Genomic DNA, 10,732 nt, shown 5'->3' with positions numbered 1-10,732 from the left:
CCCCCACTCCCCCTGCTCCCCTTCCCCTTTTTATCACGCTGCCAACTTTGGCTATTAGCTTGTTTGCTAAATTCTCCTTTGGGAAAAAGTCGCTGTTCCAATTCTTCATAGCTGCCTTCAAAATCACAATGACCGTAAAGCGGACATTTCTGGCAATAAACGCCTTCAGTGTAGCGTTCTAAGTTCTCACGATTGAAAAAATACGGTTTCTGACTAAAGGTGCTGGCAACCCACTGCCATGACATATTATTGCTAGCAGGATCACCATCTAAAAGGTGTTCAAGAAACCATTTGGCTCCTGCTTGCCAACCAATACGCCGCCAATGGACAATGTAAGCTGCTAGCCACATTCGGGCGTGGTTATGTAAATAGCCAGTTTCTTTTAAATCACGGCTAAAACTGTCGATGCAAACCCTACCTGTGGTTCCTTGTCTGATATCTTGCGGCAATTCGGGTAAATATTCAGCCACAGTGAAACCAGTTTTGTACTCTTCCTGGTCTTTCCAGATTCCATCCCCTAACTTCACATACAACCGTTGCCAATAGTCGCGCCAACCTAACTCATTAACTAGTTTGGTAGCATCGTTTTTTTGCTGTATCTGGTCAAAGACATAATCTCGAATTTCTCGCAAACTCAAAACGCCATAACGGATATAAGGCGAAAGTCGCGTGACTGCACCTGCAAAAAAATTACGTGTTTGCGCGTAACGTACTGGGTCGATTTTTTGCAGCGCTTCTTGTGCTGCTTTTCGTCCTCCCACTGTTTTACTGATGTGGTCATCGCGTTGTGCCGCATCTGGGAATTGTTCGCGGAGGTAGGCTACCAACTCATTGCGGTTGGTAAATTCGCGTTGCATATCTTTAGCCATGTGAACTTTGAAGGGTAAGAATGATAAACAAAAATACTTGTAGGTTAAGTCATTATTATCACGAATAAATATAAGCGATCGCTCTCAACCTTATGAGAGAACTTTTTTTATGGTAAGCAAAGATGAATCAGTTCATAGGCATAGCCCAACTCAGACATCGATATGATACTGTTTTTATCCAGGCTATCAGTAAGTAAAGCTAAAATATTAGATAAATCTGTCACTTTTAGAAACGATGAGCCTGTGCATCAATCCTAACTGCCAAAATACTGACAACCCTGATAATCTACTGCGCTGTCAAAGTTGTGGCTCTGAATTGCTATTAGAAGGACGCTATCGGGTAACTCGTTTACTGAGTGATAAAGGTGGCTACGGCGACATTTATGAAGTTAGAGATCGCAGTGGTATACCCAAAGTTTTAAAAGTTCTTAAGGAAGAGAAGAAAAACGATGCTAAGGCTGTAGAACAATTTCAGCGAGAAGCTGAGGTTTTAAGTAAGCTTAATCATCCAGGTATTCCACAAGGGGAAGAATCTTTCACATTTTTTCCTACAAATATTCAACAGCCGATGCATTGTTTAGTAATGGAGAAAATTGAGGGAGAGAATTTGCATGAGTGGCTACAAAAAAGAGACAGTCGCCCCATTAGTGAAAAGCTAGCAGTTGATTGGTTAATCCAACTGGTAAATACATTGGATGAAGTACATAAACAGCAGTTGATTCATCGAGATATTAAACCGTCTAATACCAATTTTTCATGAAGCTGCATAGAATTCGATCCCCCCTAGCCCCCCTTTTTAAGGCTACGGTGTACACACAAGTCTTATAAAGTTGTCTAACAGTGTTTTGATCCCCCCTAACCCCTCTTAAAAAGGGGGGAATTTCTTCAAGTCCCCCTTTTTAAGGGGGATTTAGGGGGATCAAGATATGTGCAACTTCACATTAAATGGGTATAACATCATGCTTAAGCCGAATGGACAATTGGTGTTAATCGACTTTGGTATTGCAAGGGTAAATAGTGAAACATACGAACAAAAAAAATTGGCTGGACAGGGTACGAGAGCAGTTAGTGATGGTTACTCACCTTTAGAGCAAGCTACTGGAAGTGCCATTCCTCAGTCAGATTTCTTTGCCTTGGGTCGTACTTTTGTCCATCTTATAACAGGAATACATCCTTTTGACCTGTGCGATCAATATAACCATGATATATACACAGATGAGTTAAAGGATTGGCGACAAAAAGCCTCTAAAATTTCTGCCTCGCTAGCAGATTTGATAGATAAACTGATGGCACGTCCAATTAATAAGCGCCCAGCCGATACTCAGGTAATTTTACAAAATTTAGCAGAAATTTCTGAGACTTTATGTCCTCCCAAGTTATATCAGTCGAAGTCGTATAACCAGATATCTACAATCAATAAACCAAGAATTTTTCTAGAATACACTCTTGGAAGTTGGTACTCTGGTCACTCTGGCTGGATTAATTCAATAGCCATTAGCCCAGATGGACAGACTTTAATTAGTGCCAGTAATGACATGACAATTAAAGTGTGGAACCTTAAGAATGGAAATGAAATTTTTACTATTACTCTAGTTCAGGACATAGCTAAATGTCTGGTAATTAGTCCAGATGGGCATACTTTATTTAGTGGTAGTAGCAAAGGTATAATACAAGCATGGAATATAACTACAGGCGAAGAAATTCATACTTTTGCTGAGAATTCATACCAAGTTTTTGCTCTAGTTATTAGTCCAGATGGTCAAACCTTGTTCAGCAGCAGTAGTGATATTAAGGTATGGAATCTAAATAATAACGAGTTAGTTCGCACTCTTAACATACATTCAGGTCCAGTATTTACTATAGCAATTAGTCCAGATGGTAAAACCCTTGTTAGCGGTAGTGAAAACAAAAGTATCAAGATATGGTCAATTTGTACTCTCACTGGGCACTTACATGCTGTAAATTCTGTAGCAATCAGTCCAGATGGAAATACTGTGGTTAGCGGCAGCAATGACAGAACTATTAAGATATGGAATATGAACTCAAAAGAAGAAAATTTTACTCTTACTGGGCATTTAGATGCTGTCAATTCTGTGGCAATAAGTCCAGATGGGCAGGCTTTAGTTAGTGGGAGTAGTGACGAAAAAATTAAACTTTGGAATTTAAGCACTGGTGAAGAAATTTATACTCTCACTGGGCATTCAGATGCTGTTACATCTTTGGTATTTAGCCCAGACGGACAAACCCTAGTTAGCGGTAGTCGGGACTCTACAATCAAAGTGTGGCGAATACAATAGCTTCAAACTAAGAACACAGCTCTATTGACGACAATCTGAACACTGCCGATAAATTCATCACACGAGTAAATCAGATTACTTGCTCAATATATGTACAATTCTAAAGCGATGTCTACGACTAGCTACGCCTACGCAATCTCTCACACCCATCATGACCAACATTCCCCAAATCGGACAACCAGCGCCAGATTTTTCCACACCTGACCAAAATGGCAATTCAGTCACTCTTGACGACCTCAGCAGTCAGTGGGTTATCCTCTACTTCTACCCTAAAGATGACACACCCGGTTGTACCACCGAAGCGAAAGATTTCACCGAGTTATATCAAGACTTCGGCGAACTGGGAGCGAAAATCTTAGGCGTGAGTCCCGATTTGGGTAAATCCCATTGTAAATTTATCAGCAAACATAACTTGTCAATCACCCTCTTGAGTGATCCAGAACATATTTTGACAGAAGCCTACGGCGCTTGGCGCTTAAAAAAATTTATGGGCAAAGAATATATGGGTGTTGCTCGGTCAACTTTTCTCATTTCACCTGATAAAATTATTGCCTATGCTTGGCCGAACGTAAAAGCTAAAGGTCATGCTCAGGCAGTTTTAACTAAATTACAGGAATTAGCAGCCAGGTAAAGTTCTCAGTGAGTCATACAAATGTTAGCAAAACTTCAATAAGTGAGCAACTATGGCTATTTGCGTGTAAGTTTGCCAAAAAATGGTCTTGTGTTGTCTATGATTCAAGTCAAAGAGTCTACTCAGAACAAGAATTGTTAACGTTATGCCCAACAGGACTAGGTTTTGTTTAGTTAGATAGTATATAGAGTTGCATAAATTATGGTTCAATTTATCCAAGCACAAAATGTCGGGCTTGCCTATTTGGAGGAGAAATTTAGTTTACAGCTAGTCGAAGATGAGGTATTCTTCACGGAATGGTTTGAAAATTTACCGGAAATTACAGATTTAGAAAAGCAAGATTTAGACAGAATAAAACTTCATTTTCTCCGCTTAGTCAAGCGTCCTCCTTTGTCAGAAGAAACGGTGAAATTAGTAGTTTTATCTCCTTTACTCAATTTAGCTGGATTTTATGATGAGCCTTTTTATATGAGAGGCGAGGAATCAATAGGAATTTCTGCGGAAGATGAAGGAGAAATCATTAGAGGTAGAATTGATGTTTTAGTTATTCAAGAACAATTCTGGTTGTTAGTAATTGAATCTAAAAGGTCTAGCTTTTCTCTTTTAGAAGCCGTACCTCAAGCACTTGTTTATATGTTGGCTAATCCTAATCAAGACAAACCTACTTTTGGATTAGTAACAAATGGTAGTCATTTCATTTTTATAAAACTGACTAAACAAAATATACCAAAGTATGCGTTGTCTGATGAATTTACACTTTTGAAACGGAAAAGTGAACTGTATCAGGTTCTAAGCGTATTAAAAAATTTGAGTCAAAGTTTGAGTTAATAATTATGTCTATTCGCCCTATATACCTTGATTGCCATGCTACTACACCCGTAGATGAACGGGTATTAGCGGCAATGATCCCTTACTTCACAGAAAAGTTTGGCAACGCATCTAGTATTGGTCATGTTTATGGTTGGGAATCAGAAGCTGCTGTCAAACAAACACGAGAAATTTTAGCAGCAGCAATTAATGCCACTCCCGAAGAAATTGTTTTTACAAGTGGTGCAACAGAAGCTAATAATTTAGCTATTAAAGGTGTTGCTGAAGCTTATTTTAAAAAAGGTCAACATATTATTACTGTTGCCACTGAACATAATGCAGTTATTGACCCTTGTAATTATTTAAAAACTCTCGGTTTTGAAATTACTATTCTCCCAGTTCAAAAAGATGGATTAATTGATTTAACTGAGTTACAAAAGGCTTTCCGTCCTGAGACAATTTTGGTTTCGGTGATGGCTGCAAATAACGAAATTGGCGTTTTACAGCCAATAGCTGAAATTGGGGAACTATGCCATGCTTACAACATCATTTTCCACACCGATGCAGCCCAAGCTATTGGTAAAACTCCCCTAGATGTGCAAGCGATGAAAATTGATTTGATGTCGCTAACAGCACACAAAGTATTTGGGCCAAAGGGAATTGGGGCGCTGTACGTCCGCAGACGCGATCCTAGAGTGCAACTGGCTCCCCAGCAACACGGCGGTGGACATGAACGAGGGATGCGTTCTGGGACATTGTATACACCGCAAATTGTCGGCTTTGGGAAAGCTGTAGAAATCGCTTTAGCAGAACAAGTGACAGAAAACCAACGCCTCACCCAGTTAAGACAAAGCTTGTGGTCACAGCTTTCCCAACTTGAAGGAATTCATCTCAACGGCCACCCTCAACAGCGATTGGCGGGAAACTTGAATATCAGTGTTGAGGGGGTGGATGGAGCCGCACTTTTGCTAGGATTGCAGCCAGTAATGGCGGTTTCTTCGGGATCTGCTTGCTCCTCGGCAAATACTTCACCCTCCAGTGTTCTGACAGCACTGGGAAACCCCCAACAGCTAGCTTATGCCTCTGTGCGGTTTGGCATTGGACGGTTTAATAGCCAAGAGGAAATTGATATAGCAGCGAAACATGCGATCGCTACTATTCAAAGTTTACGCCAGCCTTCTTTTATGGATTCTCGCCAAGGAAAGCAGCAATTTGATCTAGCTCCTGCTGATTGAGGCGAAATTCCCCAGCAGCGATGATTCCTTCCACCTGCTTGGGATTGCGTGCGCCAACGATCGCAGCCGTCACCGCCGGATTGTTTAAAGTCCAAGCGATCGCTACCTCACCAGGGGAGCGATCGTGTTCCTTACCAATGTGCTGCAACACCTCAACTAACTTCAGGTTACGAGATAGACGTGGCTCCTTAAACTCATCACTGTTCTTACGCCAATCATCATCTGGTAAATTGGCAACCCGCTCAGATGTCATCTTTCCTGTAAGCAAGCCAGATTGCATTGGTGAATATACAATCACACCGATGTTATTTTCCTTACAAAAAGGCAGAATCTCGTTTTCAACATCGCGCTTAACCAATGAATAAGGCGGTTGCAATGAGGTAACTGGTGCAATCTCCTGGATACGCTTCAACTGTTCGACATTGAAGTTTGAAACCCCTATATAGCGAACCTTGCCTTCATCCTTAAGCTTGGCGAGAGTCGTCCAGCCTTCTTCAATTTCTGTAGCAGGGTTAGGCCAGTGAATTTGATAGAGGTCAATGGTTTCAATATCCAGTCGGCGCAAACTAGCTTCAACTTCCCGCCGTACAGAATCCGCCTTCAGGCTACGACCAATTTCGCCCTTTTCATCCCAAATCATTGAGCATTTAGTGAAAATATAGGGGCGACTAGATCGACCCTTGAGCGCCTTAGCAACAACCTCCTCAGAATGTCCCAGACCATAGATAGCTGCGGTGTCAATCCAATTAACACCGAGATCGAGAGCGCGAGCGATCGCTTCAATTGATTCTTGATCGTCTTGCGCTCCCCAACCAAAAGCCCAGCCACCTCCACCAATCGCCCAAGCACCAAAGCCAATCGGGGTAATGTGAAGCTCCGAATTGCCAAGTTGTTTAGTTTGCATATCTACCTGATTCAATGATTTTTGAGTCAATTGCTAGTGTAAGCCGCAAATATTTTCTCAACCGCTATCTGCGGTGTGAATCACTACTAGTAGATACACGACAGCCAATCACTACTTGTGTAGGATTGCTACATCCTAAATGTTGTCTTGACACGCCAGTAAGTTGGGTGGAGGCTTTGCGTAACCCAACATTCTGATATACGTTGGGTTGCGCTTCGCTTCACCCAACTTACGTTGAATGCACTACTATTTTAGTCTTGCCATACCACTACACACACTATATATATACTAAATTTGCTTAAAGATACCCTGATTAAAGTCAATGCTGCTGACCCTGGTTTCACAGCAACTGACATTAATCAATACCAAGGATACCGCACCGTTGAGCAAGGAGCGATCGCTACGGGAAATGGTTGGCTTTTTGACGAAAATGGCGTGCTTCCTTGGTAGGGACATTCAGAATTGGGCATTGGGAATTGAAAATAAGCAGAGCGGCGAGGTGCTGCTAAAAACTCCCCTGCCCATTCCCCATTCCCCATTCCCCACTCAATATGGATTTGAATCAATCCGTCCCCTTTTGACACTCCTGAGATAATACCCAGAGGTTGGTCTGTTTCTTAAGTTAAAGGTGTCACCGCTGCGAACTCTCCAAATTTTGTAATTAGAAAAGGTCAAAGGCGTTCGGGGTTCGCATACTTCTGGTATGTGATTACCAAGTACAAAGTACGCCGCCCCCCTACCCATAACTTTCACCAAACCGTTTTTATCCACAACGACTGATGTACTTTCGCTAACCGCTATGCCTAAAACACTGCTAGATACACCGTCCTTAATTTGACGGGCAATGAAAGCCATAATTCGACCCATTCTTTCCCGTCTATCGAAGTGCGTATCTACGATAGTTCCTTTTAAATTACTCCAATTGAAAAAGTTGTAGGTAAAGGTGATATCCCGGTAAGGATCTTCAAGTGCGTCTCTAGTTTCAATGCCTTTTTCTGAAGAAGCGCAAGCATCATAGACACAATCACTTTGGATCATCGCACCCGCACTAGTGCCGCCAACACCACCTCCCTTAAGGTAAACTGACTTAACAGCAGCCTCAAGCTTAGTATCTTTCCAATTGCGGATGTACTGACATTGGTCGCCGCCAGCAAAAAAAATCACATCAGCATTTCTGACTTTTTCATAAATTTCAACTTTGTTTGCTTCTTGTCTATTGCGAATCAGAAGAGTTTCCACAGAGTTTACGCCCTTCATGGCAGAAATTAGCCGATTGTAATCGTGATTACCATTCGTGCGGAGAACTACAACATTAACCTTGGTAGCGGTGTTAGTACCTCCCCTAACTTGGTTAATCATCCACTGAATAGCATCATCAACATCGGGGCCACCTCCACCTAAGCTGAGGACTGGGCCAGCTAAGGAAGGGCGGACATCAGAGGAAGGAGAAGGAGAGGGGCGAACATCAACAGTGTCACCCAGAAAGTAGCGTTTCCAGCTTGCAATAAAACGGGTTATTAGGAAGGTTCCCATCTTCAACAACTTGATTCCTGTACTTTTCAAGCGCCTTGCTATGCTTGGGAATGCCTTTGTCATACTAAGCTTGTAGAGCAAACTGCAATTATTGCTAGGCTGTTACGCACTTTAATTGCTTATTTATTCGTGAAATTCGTCCTTTATCATTAGTCATTTATCAGTTGTCTTTTGTCAATAACTAATGACAAATGACAGTTTTAACGAAAAAATGTGCAGTTTAGATGCGTACTAGCTTAACTCTGGCACTAGAGAGGGTAGAATTTCCAGCGTACAGGGCTTGTACTGTTTTTTAACGCCATAACTCAGAGTAATCATTGATTCTCTATCTTAAGTAAGTTACTGCGTATTAAATTTAACATCTGTGATCCAAATCAGGCGTTACTGATTCAGATGCATGAATCTTGAATAGAGACGCGAAAGCATTACGTACATTAGCGTAGCTCAGTGCAATTTCGCGTCTCTACAAAAGTTTTGAAATCACTAAATACCGAAAATCTGTTTAGACTGTGACTTTTGAACCGTCAAATTTTGTGAAGGTGAAACCATTGAATATTTCGTTGTAACCCAGTCTCTCATCCCTGAGAAGGCTAATAGCAACCTCTTCTCCCAAAGCCAAACTAGCTGAACCATCCGAACGCCAATGAATACCACCGTGACCGCGACCAATAGCATAGTTAGTTGCCAGTTTATTCAACTCTCCACCCACAGTTAGGGGTGGCCCACTGTAAGGAATTACTTTTGTGGGATCATTAGGATCGGGCACTACTGGATCGGGGATAACAAAGTTTTCATCAAAAAATGCTTTCAATAGTGTGACATTAACGCCAGCATTAGCAGCCGCACCACCTGTATACGAAGAATGGATTGGCGCTCCTTCTGGATATGCTTGGGGCAATAGGTAAGTGCCGAAGGTGCTAAAGGTTTGAGCCAACGCTTTGGAATTAAAGACCTCAGAATTAATCGGATATTGAGTTTTATTGACAATGTTGTTGTAAACTAGCCCACCAAACGCTTCTGGGCGTAAAATGCGGTGTACATAAAACTTCTGCCAATATGACGCTCTAATCACACGTGAACTACCCAAGTTAAGCAAGGCTTGTAAATGTCCTGCTGCAAAGGTTGCAGCTGAACCAACTTGGGTCTTCGATCTGACATAGGGATTGCCTGGATTCAAAGGTGTACCGATGCTACCAAGAATCAAAGAGGCTCCAAGGTATGTAGGGCCGCCAATATGGGCATACTCTCCTAAATCCCGAACTGTAACTATGTAACGGTTTTTGGGGTCGTAATTAATAGACTTACCGGAACTACCTCCATTCTGAATAGTCAACCATTCCTGGAAATCGAGTAGAAAATCATTACCAGGAAGAGCAGTACGAATCAGTGGCGAAACAGACTGAGTTCCCCAAGGAATAGTCCGCAACAAAAATTGTGAGATGTAAGGGCCATCTAGTACCCCTGGAGGAATAACATATTTTGTAGTTATACCTGAAGTGTAAAGATTGACGTAGTTGACGCTACCACGAAATAGAGTCTGAGGGGTGACACGGCCATTTTGTTTTGGCCCTCGGAAGGCCGAAAGGTTGTTGAGGTCTTCAACGGCTGCTAAGACTTTTGGGTTGTCAGTATTGTTTTGGAGCTTGGAAAGAGGTACATCTCTGAGTAAAGCTTGCCAGTAGAGTTCAACTGCTTCAGCAGCGCGTTCTGCACTAGCTAGAGCCGGTGGTGGTGGCACTGCTATCTGTGCTGCATTGATTCCTTCTAGACTAATTGCCAGGGGGCCTTGAGGATTGACCAGCTTTCTGCCGCCACCCAAGATGATATTTTCATAATCATTTGGATTTTGGGTTGTCAGTGCCTTGGTCAAAGAGTTGTAAGCTTCCAACTTAACTTCACCAAGGCCATTATGTGGTAATCCCCTACTGTCAGAGCCGATTTTGTTGGCATAACGCTCCTCATCGCCGTTAGTCGGATGCGGCGGAATGGGAATACTTCGTTCAACTCTGGCTGCTTCAACACGGACTCGATAGGCTTCATCAACAAAACTGTTGTAGTTGAATGGTCGATTATACCGCCTGTTAATATCTTGAGCTTGTACAACATCTTCTCCTTTCTTTGAGGAGAAAGGTGAACCGAAAACTCCTGCAACAAGGCTAGCAGCACTAAATAAACCAGCGCGACCGAGAAATGAGCGTCTGCTGGCGTGACTACCAAAAAAACGTTTGCTATTTACACGGGGTTGTTTCAGTTTCTCTATTTCGCTATTAGCCTGAGTATCTTGCTCGGAACCTTGATGAGAATTAGGATCTACTTGCATGAGATGTTCTCCACTGGCAAAAATATAGTCATGAGTGAATACATGAGCATCTGAAAGCTAGAACAACTAGCCATAGATAAGACACCCAACTCCAGAGAAGCAGGGCAATTTCACCAGATTGGGATGAAATCTGTGG

The 10,732-nt window shown here is 42.2% G+C and carries 11 protein-coding genes; 7 read left to right on the top strand and 4 right to left on the bottom strand.

Features of this window, described 5'->3' with window-relative positions; all coding sequences use genetic code 11:
• Positions 1–869 (bottom strand): FAD-binding domain-containing protein (locus GNF10_RS02350; RefSeq protein ID WP_185607108.1); only part of this gene is annotated, 869 nt, incomplete at its 3' end.
• Between the two features lie 235 nt (positions 870–1,104).
• On the opposite strand from GNF10_RS02350, the gene GNF10_RS02345 reads away from it, so the two are divergent.
• The 5 genes from GNF10_RS02345 to GNF10_RS02325 all read left to right on the top strand — a co-directional run bounded on the left by GNF10_RS02345 (position 1,105) and on the right by GNF10_RS02325 (position 5,839).
• Positions 1,105–1,629 (top strand): protein kinase, encoded by a 525-nt coding sequence (locus GNF10_RS02345; protein WP_185586552.1) that lies wholly within the window; start codon positions 1,105–1,107, stop codon positions 1,627–1,629.
• Positions 1,630–1,828: 199 nt separating this feature from the next.
• Positions 1,829–3,166 (top strand): WD40 repeat domain-containing serine/threonine-protein kinase, encoded by a 1,338-nt coding sequence (locus GNF10_RS02340; RefSeq protein WP_185592320.1) that lies wholly within the window; start codon positions 1,829–1,831, stop codon positions 3,164–3,166.
• Between the two features lie 151 nt (positions 3,167–3,317).
• On the top strand, positions 3,318–3,797 hold the full coding sequence (bcp, locus tag GNF10_RS02335) for a thioredoxin-dependent thiol peroxidase (protein ID WP_185586554.1): 480 nt from the start codon (positions 3,318–3,320) through the stop codon (positions 3,795–3,797).
• A 201-nt stretch (positions 3,798–3,998) separates the two neighbouring features.
• A complete protein-coding gene (locus tag GNF10_RS02330) occupies positions 3,999–4,625 on the top strand; it encodes a restriction endonuclease subunit R (RefSeq protein ID WP_185586555.1) in 627 nt (208 codons plus the stop codon).
• Between the two features lie 5 nt (positions 4,626–4,630).
• On the top strand, positions 4,631–5,839 hold the full coding sequence (locus GNF10_RS02325; RefSeq protein WP_185586556.1) for a cysteine desulfurase family protein: 1,209 nt from the start codon (positions 4,631–4,633) through the stop codon (positions 5,837–5,839).
• On the opposite strand, the gene GNF10_RS02320 is transcribed toward GNF10_RS02325, so the two are convergent.
• The gene (locus tag GNF10_RS02320; protein ID WP_185586557.1) at positions 5,787–6,743 is read right to left on the bottom strand and encodes an aldo/keto reductase; all 957 of its coding nucleotides are present in this window, start codon (positions 6,741–6,743) and stop codon (positions 5,787–5,789) included. The two genes, GNF10_RS02325 and GNF10_RS02320, sit on opposite strands and share 53 nt — an antisense overlap.
• A gap of 14 nt (positions 6,744–6,757) precedes the next feature.
• Here GNF10_RS02320 and GNF10_RS02315 point away from each other — a divergent pair, with 14 nt between their 5' ends.
• Both GNF10_RS02315 and GNF10_RS02310 read left to right on the top strand, forming a co-directional pair.
• Positions 6,758–6,940 carry a hypothetical protein gene (locus GNF10_RS02315; RefSeq protein ID WP_185586558.1) on the top strand — a complete coding sequence of 61 codons (183 nt, stop codon included), beginning with the start codon at positions 6,758–6,760 and terminating at the stop codon, positions 6,938–6,940.
• A gap of 97 nt (positions 6,941–7,037) precedes the next feature.
• Positions 7,038–7,193 carry a hypothetical protein gene (locus GNF10_RS02310; protein WP_185586559.1) on the top strand — a complete coding sequence of 52 codons (156 nt, stop codon included), beginning with the start codon at positions 7,038–7,040 and terminating at the stop codon, positions 7,191–7,193.
• A gap of 96 nt (positions 7,194–7,289) precedes the next feature.
• Here the strand turns inward: GNF10_RS02310 and GNF10_RS02305 are convergent, their stop codons facing one another.
• Positions 7,290–8,339 carry a cyanophycinase gene (locus GNF10_RS02305; RefSeq protein WP_185586560.1) on the bottom strand — a complete coding sequence of 350 codons (1,050 nt, stop codon included), beginning with the start codon at positions 8,337–8,339 and terminating at the stop codon, positions 7,290–7,292.
• 439 nt (positions 8,340–8,778) lie between these two features.
• Entirely contained in the window at positions 8,779–10,596 is a 1,818-nt protein-coding gene (locus tag GNF10_RS02300) for a vanadium-dependent haloperoxidase (RefSeq protein ID WP_185586561.1), read from the bottom strand.
• Between the last annotated feature and the right edge of the window lie 136 nt (positions 10,597–10,732).

The organism is Nostoc sp. UCD121 (genome assembly GCF_014222285.1).
GTDB lineage: Bacteria > Cyanobacteriota > Cyanobacteriia > Cyanobacteriales > Nostocaceae > Nostoc.
This window is presented reverse-complemented; position numbering and strand designations above follow the sequence as displayed.

Excerpts from the sequence above, each read along its gene's own strand:
- GNF10_RS02345 (WP_185586552.1), top strand. The coding sequence starts at position 1,105 with ATGAGCCTGTGCATCAATCCTAACTGCCAAAATACTGACAACCCTGAT.
- bcp (WP_185586554.1), top strand. The coding sequence starts at position 3,318 with ATGACCAACATTCCCCAAATCGGACAACCAGCGCCAGATTTTTCCACA.
- GNF10_RS02300 (WP_185586561.1), bottom strand. The coding sequence starts at position 10,596 with ATGCAAGTAGATCCTAATTCTCATCAAGGTTCCGAGCAAGATACTCAG.
- GNF10_RS02330 (WP_185586555.1), top strand. The coding sequence starts at position 3,999 with ATGGTTCAATTTATCCAAGCACAAAATGTCGGGCTTGCCTATTTGGAG.
- GNF10_RS02320 (WP_185586557.1), bottom strand. The coding sequence starts at position 6,743 with ATGCAAACTAAACAACTTGGCAATTCGGAGCTTCACATTACCCCGATT.
- GNF10_RS02315 (WP_185586558.1), top strand. The coding sequence starts at position 6,758 with ATGATTTTTGAGTCAATTGCTAGTGTAAGCCGCAAATATTTTCTCAAC.
- GNF10_RS02325 (WP_185586556.1), top strand. The coding sequence starts at position 4,631 with ATGTCTATTCGCCCTATATACCTTGATTGCCATGCTACTACACCCGTA.
- GNF10_RS02340 (WP_185592320.1), top strand. The coding sequence starts at position 1,829 with ATGCTTAAGCCGAATGGACAATTGGTGTTAATCGACTTTGGTATTGCA.
- GNF10_RS02305 (WP_185586560.1), bottom strand. The coding sequence starts at position 8,339 with ATGACAAAGGCATTCCCAAGCATAGCAAGGCGCTTGAAAAGTACAGGA.